The following is a 21,612-nucleotide window of genomic DNA, read 5'->3' on the forward strand; positions in this document are numbered from 1 at the left end:
ATTAAATCATTATTATTTATGTTTAAATATAGACAAATGTGTCTAACTAACATTATCTAACCAATAAATCTTAGAATATTTCCAAAGCACTTTGCATTTTCTTGCGTTAACTTTCTTGCAATGTTTTGTTGGACTTTGAAAATTAAGAACGTTTTGTTCTGGATATAAAGCTGTTACATACCCTCTATGTGTTTCACCGTTCATAAAAGTGTACTCAACCAAATCCCTATGTTTAATTCCAAGAACATTATCTGTCTTAGCCTTACTTTGTCTTCGCATAGGTTTTATTACCCATTCTTTGATTTCACATGTGTCTGGCCGCAAGTCTGTGATACAGATGGCATCATTAGAATGTGATTTTGCAATACCCCAGTCAATACGCTTATTGGCTGTATCACCTCCGTTGGTTAAATGTAACATTCCTAAATTTGATAACTGTTTTCTCAGCCATTTTTTACCTATCATTACATGCTGTGCATAATTCAGGTTCTTATTGTCAGAAGAATTTAACAAAGCGAAGTATCTGTTCATGTATAATTCTTCTACACCTTCTGTTTTCTGGTGACATCCTGTACATAACGTAATAAGATTACCAAGCGTATTTGAACCTTTCAGTCTTCTTGGCTTAATGTGATGAACCTCTAATCTACAATTAGATTTTCCACATTCCATACATTGGCAACCGTCTCGTAAAATGACAGCTTTACGGATATTCTCGTCCAGTCTATTTGATTTTTGATATTGCCACCGATATGGTTTATAGCCATCTGTCAATGCTCTTATATCAATAGCAACATCTTCTAACCAATAATTCGTTATATTTACCCATTTGTTAAGTTGATTGATAACTCTTATTGTTGATTGACGTTTTTGTAAAATACTTGGTGCAATTCTCCCTTTTCGTTTAGAGGATTTTCTGTTGTCAAATCTCACTGGTCTATATCTTTTATGATCACGGTGATAACGCCTAAATCCACGTCTAACGTCCATAAGATGTTTTACATCATTACGCTGTTCAATAGTTCCTTTAAAAATGACTTTGTTTCGCGTCTGACATTTCTGTACTAATGCGACACCAACATGAAGACCTCCGTCATCTATTCCACAACGAATTTCATCTTTGCAGATTTCTTGATCTGAAATTTTCTTTTTGAGTTGTATTACCATTGGATATCTGCTGAGCAATGTTGCTCGTTTCTTACGAATAAGAAACCAAGCCTTCTGTTCTTTGGTTGGCGCTAATTGTTTATTATCAGCATCCAATACAAAAGCATAGCTTGTCATTTCTGACACCTTCCTTTCGGAGTATTTCTCTTCGTGCCAATATCGAGTAGAGGACATGTGTTTCCCTGTTATCAATGCAGGACATTAGCATTGTTTCTTGGTTTGCACTCACAGAGCTTCAGACTGAAGATTACATCTAAAGGTGTGTCTTTACCTTACTGCTTAATGTAGTTCATATCTGCAACATATCTTTCGATAGCAGCAGTCACTTAGGCTCGAAACCTATTGTTAAGCCATAGACAAGAGACTTAATGTGTCCACTCCTGTCTATGTTTACGTACATATTTCTATGTTTTTTGTTACTTAACAATTAGTCCTCTAACTTTCTCTGATTAAACATTCTTTGACATACGGCTTGATAGTTTTCTTAAAAACAGTTAATTCTTCATTAGTACAGGGATGCATTTTCGTGATCACCTGTTCATGATCCTGATAGTTTTGCAGATAGTAACGTTTGGCGCCTTGGATCCACTCCCCGATCTTCACAAAGTCTTCCACGGTATGGAATTCTTCCATGCAGGTGGTGCGAAACTCATAATCAACATGATCTTCTAATAAATATTGAATGGTTTTAGTGATCGGCGTGACATCATAGTGTTCAACCCCAATGGTCTGACCGTATTTTTCTGGACTGTTTTTAATATCAACAGCAACATAGTCGCACAGTCCCGCTTCAACGATCGCCTTCAGACGATCAGGGAAAGAACCATTTGTATCAATCTTAACTTTATAGCCTAAGGCTTTGACTTCCTGCAGGTAATCTATTAAACCTTCATGTAAAAGCGGTTCACCGCCGGAAATACAAATACCTTCTAAGACTTTCGTCCGTTTATGTAAGAAAGACGAAACACTCTCTAAAGGGATCTCAACCGCTGATTCCGGTAAGAAGACCAGCTCCGCATTATGGCAGTAAGGACACTTAAAGTTACAGCCGCCGGTAAATAAGGTCGCTGCCACATAACCGGGATAATCTAACAAGGTTACTTTCTGCATGCCATAGAAGTGGACTTCCTGAACGTCTTTGACTTCTGCCAAAGCATTTTCGACAACCTGATTGAGCAGCTGATTAAAGGCGGCGCTTTCTTCTAGGGATAAGCCTGCTGTAATATGGGCCCACCAGTCTTTTCGGATAATGTACATCATCGAAATGATATCTTTGGCTTTTTCTGTAGTATAGATCAGCTTAGAGCGTTTATCGTGAGGATCAACTTCTAAGCGCACATAACCGATGCTTTCTAACTTATTAATACCTTTGGTGGTCGTGCCTTTATCAAAGGATCCTAAGGCGGATAACTGTTTCATCGTGATACCTTCATGTTCATTGATCATCATTAAAAACAGAATCTGACCATAGCCAATATTATACTGGGCTAAACGTTTATCGTAATACTTCTGGGTACAACGATAGAGAATGGAATTATTAATTAACAAATCAGGGGCTTTACTCATGTTTTCACATCCTTTAGTTGGCTTTTCAACTAATTACAGTGTAACACTGCCATTTCACTCTGACAAGGAGTATCGTGCAAAAGAAAAAACGGTGTTTTGATCACCGTTTATGCGTGCACTGAGTGCGGTGTAGATTTTAAGATCCGCTTATCGCGTTTAAAGAGTTCACGGCCTAAGCGTTCAAAGATATAAACCACGGACATTTCACTGGTTAAGGAATATGTTTGTGGCAGCATGTATCGTTCAGCATAGAAGCGAATAACTAAATCCGCCATTAGCGCGAGCGTGGAATGCGGCGCAGCGGTAATGACAATCACCTTAGCCCCACGGCTTTTATAATTCATCAGCTGATCGATCAGTTCATTCGTTTCGCCGGATTCCGAAACGGCAATTGCCAAAGTATTTTCATCGGTTCGTAAGTCCGGCGGATAGAAGGGATCACCAACAGCAACCGCAAAATAGCCGACATTCGATAAATAGCGAGCACCATAACGAGCGATCGCGCCCGAATTACCAATCCCAAAGATCGTCATCGAGCGAGAAGCCATGATCAAATCAGTGGCCTGATCGATCACCCGATCAAAATCACTGCTCATAAGAAACTCCATCGTTTTACTTAATGACTTCTTTTCGTTTTCTAGCGAGAACTGATCATTATGAAAGTAAGAGTAAAGCGCATGTTTGAATTCCTCAAAAGAGTTACAGCCAAGCTTTTTATACATACGTATGACCGTAGCGGTTGAAGTGAACGTATCATTTGCTAATTCACGGACCCCTAAACGGGCAATATCATCTATAGAGTCAATGACATAACGATAGATTTTTGCTTCTGTTTCATTTAATGAAGCGATGGCTTTATTATCAAACATACTTATCTCCTTCCTACGCCTCAGAGTGCGCTTCTTCTAAATCTTTTTTGACGTCACTGTAGTAAACGTCTTTATCAACATCACCATTCTGGTATGCCACAACCGTTGTACATACCGCATCACCAGTGATGTTAACAGCGGTACGGATCATATCTAAGATACGGTCAATACCCATGATCATGGAAATACCAGAGACTGGTAAACCAACGGAATTGAAGACCATTGTTAAAGTGATTAAACCAACTGATGGTACCCCAGCTGTCCCGATCGATGCTAAAGTCGCTGTCGCAATAACAGTTATATAGTTAGCTAAGGATAAATGGATACCAAATGCCTGTGCGACGAAGACGACCGCAACCCCCTGCATGATCGAGGTCCCATCCATATTGACGGTTGCCCCTAAAGGGATCGTGAAAGATGAAATACGTTTAGATACGCCCATCTTTTCATAAAGGGTATCGATATTCATTGGAATTGTCGCATTCGAAGTGGCCGTTGAGAAGGCAAAAGCCTGAACTGGGAAGAATTTCTTTAAGAAAACGAATGGGCTTAAACCTGTTGTCACCTTGAGCATGATCTGGTAAACGACTAAACACTGTACTGCTAAGGCTAAAATTACCGCGATCATATATTTTAACATGTAGAACATCACGGAATAGCCTAAGGTTGAGAACGTTCTGGCAATCAGACAGAAGACACAGACTGGTGCTACTTTCATGACCATCATAGTCATTTCCATCATGATATCGTTACACTGATTTAATAAGTTATGTACCTGCTGGGTTTTATCGCCTAACTTGGCAAGAATAATCCCAATTAAAACGGCAAAGAAGATGATCGCTAACATATCCCCATTGGCTAAGGCCTGCACTGGGTTAGTAGGAATAATATTTAATAATGTATCCACCATACTGGTTTTCGTAGCCGCACCGGTTGTGCTGACCGTTGTGGTTGCGGTTTTCGCAATACTTTCTAACTTGCTTAAGTTTGCGCCCTGACCTGGATTGATCAGATTAGCAACACCTAAAGCGACGGTCACTGCTAAAATGGTTGTGATCAGATAGAAAATCACGGTTTTGACACCGACTTTCCCTAAGGTTTTCGTATCGCCGATCGCCGCCGCCCCTGTTGCGATGGAGACAAAGACCAATGGCACAACAAGCATCTGCATACCACGGATAAAAGCCTGTCCAACTACGTAAAAGAGACCTTGCACAACATATTTTGAGACAAACGGATTTTTGATACAGGTTAAGTTAATGACAATCCCAATGAGCGCCCCTAAGATCAAGGCAATAAAGATCTTGGTCGTTAAACCCAATTTCTTCTTATTGTTAGTTTTCATAGCACACCTCTTTTCTTACGTCGTTCGATATAGGCTTTTAAATCATCATGCCAGTCCGGCATCTGATAAATGCCAGTGATTCTTAACATCATGTTATCAAGCACACTAAATGGCGGACGTAAAGAATCCTCATCGACAACTTCGATATTCGCTTCATAGCCAGCTAAGCGAATCGCTTCTTCAATGAATTCTCGACGATGGCAGGCACCACGGCAAGAGGCATGGAAAATACCATATTCTGAAACATCTAATAATGTAGTAATGAAATCAACTAAAGCTTTGCAGGTTGTTGGTGTCGAATACTGTTTCATTGGCACCTGAATCGTTTCCCCGCGTTTCGCTTTCTGTAAAACTTCGTCCATCTCGTCATAGTTAGATCCATAGATCCAAGAAGAACGAATAATAGCATGTTTATCATGTAATTTCTGAACTAATTCTTCTCCAGCTAGTTTACTCTTCCCATAAACTGTGCGTGGCTGCGGATGTTCAAATTCATTACGTGGACGTTCAAATTCTAAGCCGAAGACATCATCTGTTGAGATGTGGATCAGTTTCGCATCAATACGTCGCGCCGCAATGGCTAAGTTACGTGCCCCAATGGCATTGACACGGAACGCATCATCAGGATGCTCTTCACAATAATTGTTATCGGAAATTGCTGCACAATTAACGATAATATCAGGATGATTCAGATCTGCAAATCTGATCACCTGAGCTCGATCATCAACTGGAACATCAAGATCACTTGTAAGAATCTCATAATCCGTTGTACGATCGAAATGACGAGCAAGGGCTGACCCTAAACGCCCTTGTGCGCCAGTAATCCAAATACGGGTATTTAAACTCATATACAATTCTCCTTTTTTTATTTTGTGACAATCCTATCATAATCAATTCAAATTATCTAGCTGATAAGCTATCTTTTTCAATTTAATAAAATATTTTCGCTAATCTAAACGATTACATTTCGTATAACATGAAAAAGGAGATCCCCATCAAGGGAAACTCCTTTGCCTTTAAAAGTCATTATTAGTTATTGTTATTTTTTTAATAAGTTCCAGGGAATATTCTTTTCCTTCGACAACGACGAAGCGACTTACAACAAAATAATCTCCATCTGGCGTTTTCTCCACTTTATTTTGTGACTCATGGGTTTCAATCGTCTTACGGGAAATACAATTGAGGCAGCGGCCATCTTTCCCTAGTAAGCCATAGCACTTACGTGGCACGGTAAATAACTGCCCTTCCCGATCAAGTGTTTTTGAACTATTACAGTCTGGATCCACTAAACGTACAACATCAAAAATCCTCATAAAGCGACGCATTTCATTAATAATTTCTTGACGTGTGAACTGCGGGATATCTTCTGCAATGAGATGATCTTTTTTCATATTCTTCATCTCTAAACGCGCTAAGCCAAGATATTTCATCTTTTCAAAGTCTTCTACTTCACTATAGTATGTCGTTGAGACCGTAGTATAGATATTATAGCGAATGCCGGCAATACGATTGATCTTTTGAATCTGTTCTTGAACTTCTTCCACTCGACGCTGATAGTCGCCATAAGGTGACGTCTGATGTAAGATTGTTAAGATGTCAAATTCCGGATGACCTAATAAGGAGTTCATACCAAAGGTTTTCTTAAGTATTTCGAAAACACTTTTGATCATTTCTTCACCCATGCTGTAGCCATAGGCGTTGACAAATTCTTTTAAGTTTTCCAGCTTAAAGATTGTTAAAGCGAAGTCGATATGGCGAAAATCATAGGATTCCACAAAGTTATGGGCCCCTTCACGTAAGCCTTGACTATTCACTGAATCAGTCAGCTCGTCATATTGCGCTAAAGATTTCATGCGTTCTTTAATTTTACGATACTGCGCCACCTCTCTAAAGTAGCCAAGCAGACCGACAATTTTGCCATCATTGCTATAAATAGGCTGTTTATCAGTCACAATGGTCTTCATATTGCCATGGACAATACTTTCGCCAATTTCACCACGGACCACTTCTCCTTCTTTTAATACTCGCTCTTCAACGCGATTAAAGCGCACCGGATCCACGTTCCAGCCTAATTCTTCATCCGTTTTGCCAATAAACTGACTATCGTCAACAATTTCATAATATTCTTTAAAGACGCTATTGGCCCCTAAGAAGCGACGCTGATCATCTTTCCAGAAGATCCCAAAATCTGTCTGCAAAATGTTATTCCACAATACATCAGTATTCAAGCCCTGCGTATCTTGGACTTGATTTGTATTGAGCGCCTTCGTCTGCATCACCGCAAACTGATCTTTTTCCATATCGCTTAAAGCAACGATTCCTTTCATATGACCGCTGCGGAAAAGCTTTTTAATCGTTACTAAAGTCCATTTGTAGACGCCATTACGACGTTTAATTCTAAATAAGCCACGTAATGTTTTATCATCGGCTTTTTCGATCCGCTCGCTAAGCGAATCCTTCGCCAAAAACTTCTTAAAGCGTAAACGGTCATCGATATACACTTCCTCATTATAGAAACGATTAACGACTTCATCGATATCTTCCGCATCATTTAAACTGCTAAAATGAGCATTTGTGTAGAGCGTATGCGCCTTATGATCACTTTGATCGATGAGATAAATATGTTCGAATAATGAGTAAACAATACGCAAAGATGTATTAAGCTCATCTTCATGACGTAATCCGACATTGGTTTTAGACAGGTTTTCACCATGAACAAGAAATGAAACCGAATCCTTATTGCTGGCAATACCTTTCACTTCTAAAACACAATGATTATCCTGATCAAAGAAATCCAGGTATTCAATTTTATCAGTGTCTCTGGTTTTATCCGCAATGGCTTTAAAATGAGCAGAAATATTCCAGCTTTCATCGTTAATAAGAATTTCTGATTCCTTCAGAGAATATACCCCTAATGATTTCAGGAAACCAAAGTATGCCTGATTCGCATTAATATAACTAAGCTTATAGTCTTTGTATTGCATGATAGCTAGCGGCTCGGCACTTTCATAATTATCTAACCGTTTAAAATCAAAAGGATGAGAGCTTAATAAATCAACTCGGCCGATCCGATCGTAATACTCGCTGTAAATTGTATTTTCACCGTGAATATTCTTTTCGTTAAGGACATGAAACATCTCATCGATCGGTAATGGTTTACTAAAATAATAGCCTTGAACTTTTTCACAGCCAATGCCTCGTAAGAAGTCATACTGTTCTTTCGTTTCGACCCCTTCCGCTAAGGTCTGAATACCTAACTGTTTAGCCATATTGACAATGGAAGCGATAATTTGTTTTGATTTACGGCTGAATTCGCTTAAGAATTTCATATCAATCTTCAATTCATCAAATTCATATTCTTTAAGTGTATTTAATGATGAATATTCTGAGCCGAAGTCATCAATCCACACGGCATAGCCAGCATCCTGGAACTGATGAATTTTTGCTTTCATGAATTCTTCATTATCCGTCATAATACTTTCCGTAATTTCGATATTCAAATAAGACTTTGGGACCCGATAATTACGGCTATTGGTTTCAATGACATCAAAGATATCACAGAGTTCAAAGTCTAAACGAGATAAATTAAAAGATACTGGATAGGTAACCTGATGAGCATCCTGACGCTGACGATAAACTTTACATAAGGTTTCGATAATATACATATCAAGATGATGAATCAGATGATAATCTTCTAACACCGGAATAAAGAGTATTGGCGGCAATAAGCCATAGGTTGGATCTTCCCAGCGTGCTAAGACTTCCATTGAGCATAACTCTTCATTGATCGTTCGTACAACCGGCTGAAAATAAAGTTTGATCCATTTCTTTTCTAAGGCTTCACGGAAATGTTCAATAATATATTTCTCACGGACATTTTTACCAGAGAAGTTATCACTATAAATACGATACATTTTATTTGTTTTTTTAATGTAATCCGCACTGACTTTAGCACGGTCACAATAGGTTTCAAAAGAAAGTGTATCCTCTAATGGAATTTCACAAATCCCTGCTTTAACACCCAAATACACACTGTGAGCACCTTGTCTTATAGCCTTTTGAATTGCTTCTAAATCAGCTTTAAAATCTGTTTCATAAAGCATGACGTAAAAATGATCAGCCTCAAAACGAGCGATAAAATGGTTTGGATATTGTTTACGTAAGACCTTCGCAAATTCTACCAGGAACTGATTTCCTTTATCATAGCCATAATTATCATTGAATAATTTAAAATTCAGAATATTCAAATACATGATATATATTTTTTGATTATTCAAATGGGCTTTTTCAATAATTTTAGGACACAGTTTGAGAAAATCTTCTTTGGTCAGCAAGCCGGTAATCTTATCCGTAGTATCTGTCTCATAAAACTGTAAAACATTATTTTCCGTCACATTGATCAGGGAGAAGTATTCAGTTCCATAGACACTATCGGTATGCATCGCGAAATCAAGGCAATGCTGGTACATATCTTCAATCTCTTTTTGGTCAACAGGACAGCCATAAAGATAACCAGCACGTAAATGTATATTCACTTTTTCATGTTCAATCTCGAGAATCGACCAATCACGGACAATCTGCTGGATATGCGTTTCAAATTCTAGGTCAAAAAGCTTCTTCGCTAAAATGACAAAAATACCTTCTTCAAAGTAATAAACATGATCTAAGCCAAAATGTCTTTGTAACAAGCGACCGACAAGACGTAAAATTGTAGAAATATATTCCTTATCTTTGCTTTCTGCTAACTGCGCGTACTGAGCGAGACGCACAACGCATAAAACGGAGGAATGTTTAAGATAATAGTTTTCTTCCTTCTTAAAAATAGTATGATCTTTTGTACCAGAAATCGAATTTACCCATTGTAAGTTTTGTAATAATTCCTGCTGTTGTAATTGTCCCATAATTTTTGCCTCAACTTGTATTGCTTTCTTTTATTATAATCACTTTAATTTTAAAAAGCTACAAAACTCGAATTTTCCTTTTCCTTTCCTGTTTCATGTGACCAAAAAAAAAGAGAAGTGCCCGAAGGCCTCTTCTCTTATCGTACCTGTGATCCGTTTGGTAAATCTCCTGGATCAATTACTTTTAAGTCTTTCTTAGTTGTTGAACATAAGATCATCCCCTGTGATTCCACACCACGTAATTTAGCTGGCTTTAAGTTCTTCACAACCACGACTTTCTTACCGATCATTTCTTCTGGCGTATAGTACTGAGCAATCCCTGAAACAATCTGGCGTTTTTCATCACCGATATCAATCTGTTCAACAAGCAGACGATCAGCTTTTGGATGCTTTTCGCAAGCTACAACTTCACCGACTACTAATTCCACTTTAGCGAAGTCATCAATAGTGATTTCTTCGACTTCGGCGGCTTTTTTCTTTTCTTCTTTCTTTGGCTTTTTAGGCATTAAAGCTTCAACCTTTTTCGCTACTTCCGCTGGTTTTAAACGAGCGAATAATACTTCCGGATGATCTGTCACTTTATTCCCTGAATGGTAAGCGCCAAAGTGATCTAACTGCATTAAGTCTCTTTCATCAGTATTGATCATATCTAAGATCTTCTTAGATGTTGAAGGCATGAAAGCTTCTAAAGCAATCGCCGCAAAGCGAATCGCTTCAATTAAGTTATAGAGCACAGTAGCTAAACGATCTTTCTTGCTTTCATCTTTCGCTAGTAACCATGGGGTTGTATCATCAATATATTTATTCGTACGTCTTAATAAGACAAAGATTTCATCTAAAGCTTTGGCAGTTTTGAATTCATCCATATAGGCATTGACTTTACCTGGCATCGCTAAAGCGATTTGTTTTAATTCATCATCTACCGGTTCATAAACATCTTTATCTGCAACCACTCCACCAAAATACTGATTACTCATGGCAATCGTACGGTTGACTAAGTTACCTAAGATATTCGCTAAGTCAGAGTTAATTCTTTCGACAACTAAATCCCAGGTAATTGAACCATCGTTATCATAAGGAATTTCATGTAATAAATAATATCTAACGGCATCTACACCAAACATATCGACTAAGTCATCCGCATAGATGACGTTGCCTAAATGTTTCGACATCTTAGAATCACCCATTAATAACCAAGGATGACCAAAAACCTGTTTAGGTAATGGTAAATCTAAAGCCATTAAGATAATTGGCCAGTAAATCGTATGGAAACGTACGATATCTTTCCCGATGATATGAACATCAGCTGGCCAAAATTTTTCAAATAATTCATCATTATTCCCATCAACATCATAGCCTAAACCAGTAATATAGTTTAATAAGGCATCAATCCAGACATAAACAACATGTTTTTGATCAAAGTCTACAGGAATTGACCATTTAAATGATGTACGAGAGACACATAAATCCTGTAACCCTGGTTTTAAGAAGTTATTGACCATTTCATTCTTTCTTGATTCTGGTTCAATAAAATCAGGATGATCGTTGTAGTATTTCATTAAACGATCCTGATATTTTGATAATTTAAAGAAATATGCTGGTTCACTCGCATCAACCACTGGACCGCCGCAGTCTGGACACATCCCATCAACTAACTGACTTTCCGTCCAGAATGATTCACAGGCTGTACAGTATTTACCTTCGTATTTACCAAGATAGATATCACCTTTGTCATAAAGCTTCTTGAACGCTTTCTGAACCTGCTTTTCATGATAAGGTTCCGTTGTTCTAATGAACTTATCATAAGACGCATCCATCAAGTCCCAGATGCGTTTCACTTCACCAGCGACCTTATCGACATAAGCCTTTGGTTCAACACCAGCTTCTTTGGCTTTGTTTTCAATTTTCTGGCCATGTTCATCAGTTCCTGTCTGGAAACGAACATTATAGCCCTGCTGACGCTTGTTGCGGACAATCGCATCACTTAATACGATTTCATAAGTATTCCCAATATGGGGTTTTCCTGAAGCGTATGTGATGGCTGTTGTTAAATAAAAATCTTTTGGATCTTTCATACCCTATTCTCCTCCTCAAAATAAAAAAAGTCCTCCAGTAAAGGACGACTTCATGCGCGGTACCACCTTAATTTGTACATTTGTACACTCTCAATCTCTTAACGCGAGGTACGTCTTCACCTATTAGATGAAGCAGCTCCCAGACCATTTTTCAAAGCTTTCCTTGCTTATTTCCACCAGCCATAAGCTCTCTTGAAAGGTCCCCTTTGTCTCTTCTGTTCATTGCCTTTACAAATCTACATCAACTCTATCAAAACCCTTTCGGCTTGTCAATCCTCTTTAGATAAGAGTGCTTTTTTTACCTCTTCCTGCAGTTTTAAAACCACCGTTTCTTTAAACCAGGGATTCTTTTTCTGCCAAATATTATTTAATGGGCTAGGATGCACAATCGGAAAATACTGAGGCAGATAATCCTGATAATGTCTGACTGTCTCCGTTAAGTTCTTCTTTTTCATCCCTTTTAAATAATAACTTGTCGCATAATTACCGACTAAAATCGTTAACTGAATATGCGGCATCATGGCAAGAATCTGTTTATGATAAGACTTTGCAACGAAAGGACGAGGCGGCAAATCACCCGTCTTCGCTTTTCCCGGGTAATAAAAGTCCATCGGCATAATGGCAATCTCTTCACTATAGAAGGTCTTTTCATCAATCCCCATCCACTGCCTTAAAGTGACGCCTGAAGCATCATTGAAAGGAATCTCTGATTCCTCTACTTTCTTGCCTGGCGCCTGACCAATAATAAGGACTTTAGCCTTTTCACTCACCTGCAGAATCGGCTTACAGCCTCTTTCGGTATATTCTTTATTACGAGGATCCTGCATAATTTCTTCAATAATATCCATTTTCATCACCGCATTTATTGTAACCCTTATCTTCATTTCTTCAATCAATATGCTTAAAGGACGTGCCATGCACGTCCTTTATTAGAAGCCTTTTTCTTCGATGAAAGTACTTAAGACTGGTTTGCCAGCTTTGATACGAACATCACGATATGAGAATAACATAATTGTAAGAACCGTAAAGACGCCAGCAATAATCAGTAAGATACTGAGATCAAAACTGATTGATCCAGCCCCAGAAATGACTTTACGATAAGCATCCACCGCATAACTAAATGGCAAGTATGGATGCACCATATTAACAAAGCGGCCAGAGATTTCTAATGGATAAGTCCCCGCAGAACCACCTAACTGAATAACCGTAAAGACTAACATCACAAAAGAACCAACTTTACCAATTAACGCATTGAAGAAGTAAAGGATCGACATATAGGTAATCCCAGTAACGCTCGCTAATAAGAGGGTTTGTCCCATATTCGCTGGCGTAAAGCCTAAGACAGCATGGAGGATCCCCACCATCACAAAGGCCATCGCAATACTAATTGGATAAGCAATAGTTGCTTTCCCAAGCCACCAGCTTAAACCATTTTTCACTTTTCCATTACGTTTGATTAATGGATACATAATAGTGAAAGCAATACAGCCTACCCACATTCCAACATTTAACATATAAGCAGCCATCGCATAACCATTGTTCTTAATGTTGTGAACTTTTGTCTCCTTACCAGCAACTGGTGCTGCAATCATTTTCTGATTCGCAGTTTTTAAGTTTGCTTTCTTCATCGTATTAGCCCCTGTCGCTAAGGAAGACGCTAACTGCCCATTGCCATCTTCAATCTTGCTTAACCCGCTTGTTAAAGTGGCGCTGCCACTTGCTAACTGAGAAGAACCATTTGCAATCGTTCCCGCTGCTGAAGATAACTTCGCACTGCCATTATTAAGTGTTTTGTTGTTCGCCTGAATCGCTTTTAAACCACTCTGCAGTGAATGAACACCAGTATTTAACTGTTTCATGCCATTGACGGCACTGCTAGCGCCAGCATTTAATGTCTTCGCACTTCCAGTTAACTTAGTTCCGGCATCGACTAATGCTTTATTATTAGCCTGCAGTTTATCAATACCAGCAGATAAGCTGCTGTAACCAGCGGCGGCCTTTGGTAATTTATTCGTTGAAACTTCTAAGGTATCAACAGCTGATCCTAATGAATTAACGCCCTGATCAACTTTAACTGCTCCCGCATAAGCCGTATCTAATGCCGCCGCTAACTTATTGATCATATTCGTATCAATAGCTTTGGAAGACGCTAACCCTGTTTCAATCTGCGTTAAGTAACCATCTGCACTATTTAAGGCATCAGATAATGTTTTCATCGATGCAGAAGCGGTTGTTAACTGCGTAGATGCTGCCCCTAATTTTTCTTTATAAGCATTCGCAACTGCTGATAAATCAACAGTCGTATTCACTTTCGCATTATTTAAAGAGTTAACGACATTCTGTTTTTCTTCATCACTCATCGATGAAGCTTTGACGGTCGCAATCGCCTGATCGATTTTCGCATTGCTAGCTACATTCTGCGCAGCAATCTGTTTATTAGCCGCGCCAGCAAAGGTGTCAGCCATAGTACCCACCTGAGAAGATAACGCAGTTAAAGAAGTACTGATCTGACCTAAGCCGCTTTGTGCCTGATCAATCCCGGTCTTACTCTTAGAAACAATCGTCTTTGTCCCTGTCACAGCACTATTAAGAGAAGATAACTGTTCATTGATATTGCTGTTTTTCAAAGCATTGACCTGATCATCAATTTGTTTGAGACCAGTCGCTAGAGAAGATGTTCCCTGTTTTAAAGAACCGCTAATGCCATTAATGGCATTAGAGATCTGCGTTACCCCTGTTGAGATCTGTCCTAACTGGGTTAATGCAGATAACTGCTGAGAACCATTTTTAATAGTATTGACACCATCTGTATATTTATTAACGGCATCTACATACTGATTTGTACCATTTGTATACTGAGAAATACCTGAGGCGAGCTGCTTTGACCCTTTTGTTAACTGGGCAGAACCGTTCGCTAATTTATTGGTCCCCTGTAAAGCTGTTGAAACAGCTGATGTATATTTCTTTAAGCCGACAGTTAACGTCTCAGCCCCATTTTTAAAGGTTAATGAACCACTTGTTAATTTATTTAAGTTCTTAGTAATCGTTGAAGAACCCTGTTTAGCAGTATTCGCCCCATTTGCTAACTGACCGCTGGCATTAGCAGCTTTGTCCATGCCATTAGCCGCCGTCGTGATTGAAGAAGCAATCACTTTCGCATACGTCTGTGTCACACTAGATGACACTTTCGCCTTCAGTTTACTCATTGCCGATTCACTCATCTTCGCCGCAATGTAGTTCTTACCTGGCGTTGTATAATACTGTAATTCCATCTTTTTAGGCGACTTATCTAATACTGTCGTGGCATTTTTAGAGAAATCTTTAGGAATGACAATCATCATATAATAGTCTTTCCCATTTAAGCCATTTCTTGCATTGGCTTTATTGGTAACTTCGAATCTCAGGGAATCATTTTTCTCTAAATTCTTGGCAAGATCTTTACCAACATGCAATGTTGTCCCATTGAATTTAACGGCCTGATCTTCATTCACAACTGCCACTGGCAGGTTATCAAGTTTTCCATAAGGATCCCACATCGATCCCAAGAAAAAGGTCGTATAAATAGATGGTATTAAAATGATCGCTACAAGAACAACAATCATCAGTTTATTCTTGAACAGATTTTTCCATTCGTTTTTAACCATAATCCTCACTCCTTTTATTAAGCAACACTGTGTTGCTTATTCGATGATTTGTATTATAATAAAAGCAGATATGAAAGCAAGCAACGATTATTGATGCTATATCTATTAATAGACACTTAGTCTATTTATGTCGATTAACAAGGTGAATAAAATTGAAAAATATGAAAAAAACTGACCGTAGGGTCAGAAAAACAAGAACATTATTAAAAAATGGGTTAATTAAACTTATGAAAGAAAAGAGTATTAAAGAAATTACCGTTCAGGAACTTGTCGATGAAGTGGATATCAATCGTTCCACCTTCTATTTACATTACAAGGACATTTATGATCTTGTTGAACAGTTAGAACAGGAAGTGTTTGATTCTTTTAAAATGCTGATCAATGACTTCGGTGAAAAAAAAGAGGATGAAAAGTTTCTCATCGCTCTTTATCAAAACATTGAAAATTATGGAGATTTAGCTCAGGCACTCATCAGTTCTCATGGGGATATGTCCTTTGTCCATCGTCTGATTATGACGATCCGTGGCGAAATAGCCCCTTATGTAGAGGATATTATTACCCAAAAATCCGATATCCAAAATGAATATATTTATGAATACTGTCTTTTTGGTACTTTGGGTCTCATTAAGAAATGGATGGACCGCGGCTTTCAGGAAACAGCTGAGGTGATGGCTAAAGTCACAAATCAGTTACTCATTGAAAATATTAATCAAGGAAACGTTTCACATGGCTAAAAGCCCATCTTGTGAATGGCGCTGCTCCAAACATATTCCAGAAAAACGCCATTGGAAAATTCTTTATTAGTGTCCCGACAAATACTGCAGGCAGCTGTGATACTGGCACAACACCAGGGATCAAAAAAAATGCCAATGTAGCAAACATACTCATAGAAGGACACATAACCGCAATTGTCCCAGCTTGTCTCATTAAGACTTTAAAGTAAGCAGGATCATCCTCTTTAGTATGGGTAAGCATAAAATGTTCACCAAATTTATTACCATATAATGATGATAAAATAATGACAACAATACCAATCCACAAGATCTCACTCATCGCCGCTGCAAAGACTTTATTCGTCATATTACTAAAGCCACCGGCTTTGAGATCAAATCCAAGATTGATAGCACTGTTATAAATTTCCATGCCAAATGCCATCGCGTAAGACATAATCACACCAAATATAAAGCCCTGTTTCTTATTTTCAGGCATACAAAAAACCTCCTTCTGTACTTGGGTTACAGAGGAGGTCTTTTCCAGTTTCACCTACATACGAAGTTATTTTAACACTTGGATCAATTCTTCGTAAGTTTATTTTTCAATTACAGAGATTCTTTTTTGAATGATGATGCCCTATTTTACATTGATCACCACATATTCCGATGGTGATCCTGTTTTTATTGGGAAGCCCCAGCCAGCAAGTCCACTTGTTGTGATGGCATGGAAAGAACCAATTGTTTTATTACCATAGCGCATTGATCCTGGCATGAAATCATTTAAATAACCCGTTGGCCAAATCTGACCACCATGGGTATGTCCACTTAACTGTAAGTCTACACCCTTTTTCGCATTCTTTTGTATTTCTAAGGGCTGATGATCTAACATGATAATATATTGATCTTTATTTACATCTTTAAGTAAATCATCTGTTAATTTACGATCATAGGAAGCATCACGTCTGCCTATGAGTGTAATCTTACCAATATTTTTAACATCATCATCTAGTACAGTAATATGGTTATTTTCCATCGCTGTTCTAATATCACTGGCATTAGAATGAGATCTATTAGATGTATGCCAGTTACCATACTTAGAATCATCATGATTGCCATAAACATAATAGATGCCTAGTTTATTATGTAATTGACTTAATGCTTTAGTAGCTGCTAGCATGTCTTTCTTCGGTGTATTTTCATCAAAGATATCGCCATCCAAAACCACTAAATCAGGATTGACCTTATTCATCTTTTGAACTAACCCATTAATTTGTCTAGGATTAAACACCTGATCGGTATGTAAATCAGAGATCAGTAGAATCTTTAAGTTATTAATTTTATTACTCTTAATTGTATAATCCGTCTCCACAACATGATGCATGTTGTAATAGCCATACCCCATAATCAGACAAACTGCAACCACCGATAACAGTCCACTTTGCAATAACCCCTTTAACATGCCAGCTGGTACAAAATGAGATATTAATCCAAAGACCGCGCAAGCAGCTAGAAAATAATAATAGAGCACTGCATAGAGTCCTAAGAAATTAACAGCAGGTAAAGCTAATAATACAGCTATTATTGTAATAACAACTTTAATTGTTATTGTCATATTAATAAAAGAGCCTAAAAATCGTATGATAAAGAATCTTAAATAGATCGATGTCAATAAAGCTGAGACACCACCTATCAAAAACAACATGTACATATACTCACCTCATTTTCCATTTTATTGATCTTGTAATATAAGTAAAATGCCTAAAAATAAGAAGAGCTATGCAGATCATGCATAGCTACAAATCTTCAAATCGACAGAGATCTCAGTTCAATGATAGTGACAATTAATTTGGAAGCGATCAAGCCTAAAAAAGGCTTAGGAGGAACGAATGCAAAAGCATCGTAATCTCTGTCGTTGTTCGGTCAAACAAGTTTAATACTTGTGCCTTATAGTTATTTTAACACTATCCCACATATTGTAAAGCGTTTTCATACAATATCTTATATAATAATTTTATTACAAATTACATTATAAGACACATCATTTCGTGCATTCTTAATTAATTTATATGCATCAAAGACGAAATAAAGGGTTTTTGTTATCATATGCATTCTACATGCATATGATAACAAATAGTTTCTACTCACTAAACATCATTTAATTCCAATGTTGCACCAATATATGCCATCATTAATAATAAACAGTCCAAAACGATAGCACAGAGAACAAAGGGAGATCTTATTTTGAGGATTTTATATAAAATTTTAAAGCAATTTAGAATTAAGCACCTATAAAACTTAGAAAAGTACGAGGTGCGCACTTTTCTAAAGCATTTGAGAACAGTTCAAAATCACATACCTCTAAAGCTCAAATCTAATGCTAATGGTTCCCTTCCTAATTTGGGAGCAGTTCAGAATAACACACCACTAAAACACAAAAAAAGTGAGTCAACCCACATTTTCAGTTTGAGAGCAGTTCAGAATAACACACCACTAAAACAATTCAACTCTGTTTTTACTGCCCATAGTAGTTTGAGAGCAGTTCAGAATAACACACCACTAAAACGATTCGGTTTGATGGATGTTTTCCACGCAAGTTTGAGAGCAGTTCAGAATTACACACCACTAAAACAACCCCATAGCGCTGAATGTTATAGTCGATGTTTGAGAGCAGTTCAGAATTACACACCACTAAAACTGACTCGTAGAAAAAAGTTACCAATTAATTGTTTGAGAGCAGTTCAGAATTACACACCACTAAAACTTGTTATGACATGGTTCAGCAGTTGCACCAGTTTGAGAGCAGTTCAGAATTACACACCACTAAAACCTTTACCGATGCCGTTATAAGGCCTTGCGCGTTTGAGAGCAGTTCAGAATTACACACCACTAAAACTGTCATCGTCTGCGATTGTATAGCCGTCTTGTTTGAGAGCAGTTCAGAATTACACACCACTAAAACGCAACAAGAGAGATCGATACAACAGACTGCGTTTGAGAGCAGTTCAGAATTACACACCACTAAAACTCAGCGCTTGCCATAATTTTTAATGTTGTTGTTTGAGAGCAGTTCAGAATTACACACCACTAAAACGTTGAGGGCACTCTAAGCGCGGACCGAGTAGTTTGAGAGCAGTTCAGAATTACACACCACTAAAACCATTAGCCCACATCTTCTTAAGAACTACGTGTTTGAGAGCAGTTCAGAATTACACACCACTAAAACGATCTGCATCAATGTCAAAAGCACCGTGACGTTTGAGAGCAGTTCAGAATTACACACCACTAAAACGAATCAGCTCCGACAGCCAAAGTATTTCTTGTTTGAGAGCAGTTCAGAATTACACACCACTAAAACTTCAGCGGTAAGACTTACCTGGTCAATCAGGTTTGAGAGCAGTTCAGAATTACACACCACTAAAACTGACTGTTCCGTCATGTTCCAGCATATTCCGTTTGAGAGCAGTTCAGAATTACACACCACTAAAACGAGTTTGATCCGCTCAACGTTGAATAACTAGTTTGAGAGCAGTTCAGAATTACACACCACTAAAACTCAAAAGAGAAAAGATCATTAAATCCCTGAGTTTGAGAGCAGTTCAGAATTACACACCACTAAAACACCTAACGCGTCAATGTTGGGCGCTATCGGGTTTGAGAGCAGTTCAGAATTACACACCACTAAAACACCATCAAGGGAGCATCAAACATAGAAAACGTTTGAGAGCAGTTCAGAATTACACACCACTAAAACTTGATGTTGTATTTTCCGGATCCATATATTGTTTGAGAGCAGTTCAGAATTACACACCACTAAAACCGCGCGTATCTCAGCATCTTTTGCTGACATGTTTGAGAGCAGTTCAGAATTACACACCACTAAAACTGAAGTTATCAATAGATTTACGACTGCGGAGTTTGAGAGCAGTTCAGAATTACACACCACTAAAACACATGACGCGTATCTAAGCACATCGCGCTTTGGTTTGAGAGCAGTTCAGAATTACACACCACTAAAACTATGGCATTGTTCCATTTTTTTTGCACCACGTTTGAGAGCAGTTCAGAATTACACACCACTAAAACTTTTTGTCCGGCTGCATTTTGCCGTCTTTTGTTTGAGAGCAGTTCAGAATTACACACCACTAAAACTCGATCCAGGTGCCGTTTGCGTAGCACTGAGTTTGAGAGCAGTTCAGAATTACACACCACTAAAACTTTTATAAAGACTTGAGAAGCTGATATTTGGTTTGAGAGCAGTTCAGAATTACACACCACTAAAACGGGTGACTCATGGAACAATACAGGCTTCCGGTTTGAGAGCAGTTCAGAATTACACACCACTAAAACGGACATATTCAACAAAAATTCAAAACGCTAGTTTGAGAGCAGTTCAGAATTATACACCACTAAAACTCGGTAAGATGAAAAATGCAAGTGGGCTCGGTTTGAGAGCAGTTCAGAATTACACACCACTAAAACTAAGATTTTTTCAACTCCTTTGAAATCCTTGTTTGAGAGCAGTTCAGAATTACACACCACTAAAACCTAGACAAGAATATCATGTATGCAGATTTAGTTTGAGAGCAGTTCAGAATTACACACCACTAAAACAGATCATATCCTTCTAAGATTGCAATCATAGTTTGAGAGCAGTTCAGAATTACACACCACTAAAACCACCCATAGGCTCATCAATAACCTCGATTGGTTTGAGAGCAGTTCAGAATTACACACCACTAAAACAAGAGCGTCTCTGGCCTTAAGTACTTCTCCGTTTGAGAGCAGTTCAGAATTACACACCACTAAAACCCGTATGCTGGATTAACTGTCTATGAAGCAGTTTGAGAGCAGTTCAGAATTACACACCACTAAAACACGTCATATGATAATCTTATTATGCTTTATGTTTGAGAGCAGTTCAGAATTACACACCACTAAAACTGTGATGTTGAAGTTATATGATTTGAGAGAGTTTGAGAGCAGTTCAGAATTACACACCACTAAAACCTTCTCCTCTTTCTCTATTTGTAAATGATGGTTTGAGAGCAGTTCAGAATTACACACCACTAAAACTAACCCTGTAACGATATGACCGCCAATAGAGTTTGAGAGCAGTTCAGAATTACACACCACTAAAACGCGCTTAAAGCTTTAGAACCCATGTCACTAGTTTGAGAGCAGTTCAGAATTACACACCACTAAAACAACGTAAATATAAACAATCGTTGTCATTATGTTTGAGAGCAGTTCAGAATTACACACCACTAAAACACCGAACAGGACACGACAGGAACGACAAAAGTTTGAGAGCAGTTCAGAATTACACACCACT

12 protein-coding genes, 1 CRISPR repeat array and 1 other annotated feature (1 of these 14 cut by a window edge) are annotated in these 21,612 nt (G+C 38.2%); of the genes, 1 reads left to right on the forward strand and 11 read right to left on the reverse strand.

Annotation, left to right across the window (positions count from 1 at the left end; genetic code table 11):
- Positions 1-42 precede the first annotated feature (42 nt).
- From iscB to SG0102_RS15025, 9 genes are all read right to left on the reverse strand, one after another.
- Positions 43-1,284, reverse strand: a complete 1,242-nt coding sequence (gene iscB / locus SG0102_RS14985; protein WP_125120682.1) for an RNA-guided endonuclease IscB — start codon at positions 1,282-1,284, stop codon at positions 43-45.
- Positions 1,285-1,602: 318 nt separating this feature from the next.
- On the reverse strand, positions 1,603-2,733 hold the full coding sequence (locus SG0102_RS14990; RefSeq protein ID WP_125120683.1) for an anaerobic ribonucleoside-triphosphate reductase activating protein: 1,131 nt from the start codon (positions 2,731-2,733) through the stop codon (positions 1,603-1,605).
- Positions 2,734-2,840: 107 nt separating this feature from the next.
- Positions 2,841-3,602, reverse strand: a complete 762-nt coding sequence (locus SG0102_RS14995) for a MurR/RpiR family transcriptional regulator (protein ID WP_125120684.1) — start codon at positions 3,600-3,602, stop codon at positions 2,841-2,843.
- A 13-nt stretch (positions 3,603-3,615) separates the two neighbouring features.
- Positions 3,616-4,947 (reverse strand): dicarboxylate/amino acid:cation symporter, encoded by a 1,332-nt coding sequence (locus SG0102_RS15000; RefSeq protein ID WP_125120685.1) that lies wholly within the window; start codon positions 4,945-4,947, stop codon positions 3,616-3,618.
- Entirely contained in the window at positions 4,944-5,795 is an 852-nt protein-coding gene (locus SG0102_RS15005; protein ID WP_125120686.1) for an SDR family oxidoreductase, read from the reverse strand. Before SG0102_RS15005 ends, SG0102_RS15000 begins: the two co-directional genes overlap by 4 nt.
- Before the next feature lie 168 nt (positions 5,796-5,963).
- A complete protein-coding gene (locus SG0102_RS15010; protein ID WP_125120687.1) occupies positions 5,964-9,848 on the reverse strand; it encodes an EAL domain-containing protein in 3,885 nt (1,294 codons plus the stop codon).
- Between the two features lie 137 nt (positions 9,849-9,985).
- On the reverse strand, positions 9,986-11,923 hold the full coding sequence (gene metG / locus SG0102_RS15015; RefSeq protein WP_125120688.1) for a methionine--tRNA ligase: 1,938 nt from the start codon (positions 11,921-11,923) through the stop codon (positions 9,986-9,988).
- A gap of 37 nt (positions 11,924-11,960) precedes the next feature.
- Positions 11,961-12,155, reverse strand: a binding site (T-box leader).
- A 37-nt stretch (positions 12,156-12,192) separates the two neighbouring features.
- Positions 12,193-12,771 (reverse strand): uracil-DNA glycosylase family protein, encoded by a 579-nt coding sequence (locus SG0102_RS15020; RefSeq protein ID WP_231999821.1) that lies wholly within the window; start codon positions 12,769-12,771, stop codon positions 12,193-12,195.
- 81 nt (positions 12,772-12,852) lie between these two features.
- Positions 12,853-15,567 carry a YhgE/Pip domain-containing protein gene (locus SG0102_RS15025; RefSeq protein WP_125120689.1) on the reverse strand — a complete coding sequence of 905 codons (2,715 nt, stop codon included), beginning with the start codon at positions 15,565-15,567 and terminating at the stop codon, positions 12,853-12,855.
- 161 nt (positions 15,568-15,728) lie between these two features.
- Here SG0102_RS15025 and SG0102_RS15030 point away from each other — a divergent pair, with 161 nt between their 5' ends.
- On the forward strand, positions 15,729-16,301 hold the full coding sequence (locus tag SG0102_RS15030) for a TetR/AcrR family transcriptional regulator (RefSeq protein ID WP_231999897.1): 573 nt from the start codon (positions 15,729-15,731) through the stop codon (positions 16,299-16,301).
- Here the strand turns inward: SG0102_RS15030 and SG0102_RS15035 are convergent.
- Entirely contained in the window at positions 16,273-16,776 is a 504-nt protein-coding gene (locus SG0102_RS15035) for a hypothetical protein (protein WP_125120691.1), read from the reverse strand. The genes SG0102_RS15030 and SG0102_RS15035 overlap by 29 nt on opposite strands.
- Before the next feature lie 141 nt (positions 16,777-16,917).
- Complete coding sequence (locus SG0102_RS15040; protein WP_157983080.1) at positions 16,918-17,892, reverse strand: metallophosphoesterase; 975 nt, start codon at positions 17,890-17,892, stop codon at positions 16,918-16,920.
- Between the two features lie 717 nt (positions 17,893-18,609).
- Positions 18,610-21,612: direct repeats of the CRISPR family, unit length 36 nt; unit sequence GTTTGAGAGCAGTTCAGAATTACACACCACTAAAAC; it runs 5 nt beyond the window's last position.

The sequence above is a fragment of the Intestinibaculum porci genome (assembly GCF_003925875.1).
Lineage (GTDB): Bacteria > Bacillota_I > Bacilli_A > Erysipelotrichales > Coprobacillaceae > Intestinibaculum > Intestinibaculum porci.

Bases quoted from the DNA above. Each gene is read 5' to 3' on its own strand.
- iscB (WP_125120682.1), bottom strand. From the start codon at position 1,284: ATGACAAGCTATGCTTTTGTATTGGATGCTGATAATAAACAATTAGCG.
- SG0102_RS14990 (WP_125120683.1), bottom strand. From the start codon at position 2,733: ATGAGTAAAGCCCCTGATTTGTTAATTAATAATTCCATTCTCTATCGT.
- SG0102_RS14995 (WP_125120684.1), bottom strand. From the start codon at position 3,602: ATGTTTGATAATAAAGCCATCGCTTCATTAAATGAAACAGAAGCAAAA.
- SG0102_RS15000 (WP_125120685.1), bottom strand. From the start codon at position 4,947: ATGAAAACTAACAATAAGAAGAAATTGGGTTTAACGACCAAGATCTTT.
- SG0102_RS15005 (WP_125120686.1), bottom strand. From the start codon at position 5,795: ATGAGTTTAAATACCCGTATTTGGATTACTGGCGCACAAGGGCGTTTA.
- SG0102_RS15010 (WP_125120687.1), bottom strand. From the start codon at position 9,848: ATGGGACAATTACAACAGCAGGAATTATTACAAAACTTACAATGGGTA.
- metG (WP_125120688.1), bottom strand. From the start codon at position 11,923: ATGAAAGATCCAAAAGATTTTTATTTAACAACAGCCATCACATACGCT.
- SG0102_RS15020 (WP_231999821.1), bottom strand. From the start codon at position 12,771: ATGGATATTATTGAAGAAATTATGCAGGATCCTCGTAATAAAGAATAT.
- SG0102_RS15025 (WP_125120689.1), bottom strand. From the start codon at position 15,567: ATGGTTAAAAACGAATGGAAAAATCTGTTCAAGAATAAACTGATGATT.
- SG0102_RS15030 (WP_231999897.1), top strand. From the start codon at position 15,729: ATGAAAAAAACTGACCGTAGGGTCAGAAAAACAAGAACATTATTAAAA.
- SG0102_RS15035 (WP_125120691.1), bottom strand. From the start codon at position 16,776: ATGCCTGAAAATAAGAAACAGGGCTTTATATTTGGTGTGATTATGTCT.
- SG0102_RS15040 (WP_157983080.1), bottom strand. From the start codon at position 17,892: ATGACAATAACAATTAAAGTTGTTATTACAATAATAGCTGTATTATTA.